1 protein-coding gene is annotated in these 278 nt (G+C 58.3%); it reads right to left on the reverse strand.

Annotated elements, in window-relative coordinates:
* Positions 1-170: 170 nt before the first annotated feature.
* The coding region (locus KVT28_RS27930; protein ID WP_254633658.1) for a YdgA family protein at positions 171-278 on the reverse strand (108 nt) is incomplete at its 5' end.

Consider the following 278-nt stretch of genomic DNA (forward strand, 5'->3'; position numbering starts at 1 on the left):
GATCCCACCATGACCTTTGTCAGTAGTGAAGCGCGTGATGTGGGGAGAAGGGCGGCGGAGCGGATGTTGTAGCGGCTGGCGCAGCCGGAAGCGGAGATTCAGAGTTTGATTGTGCCGCCGCAGCTAATGCGCGGGGAAGTGTAAGGGCGGCCAGTTGGCCGCCCCATGAATTACTCTGGCATACCTTCGCTGGTTGGTGCGACCAGCATATAGCGTGACAGAAACTGCTCCAGCGTCATCTTGTCGCCATTCATGGTGACCTGGCCGTTACCGTATTG

This window comes from Pantoea sp. GbtcB22, from assembly GCF_019091025.1.
Taxonomy (GTDB): Bacteria; Pseudomonadota; Gammaproteobacteria; order Enterobacterales; family Enterobacteriaceae; genus Pantoea; species Pantoea leporis.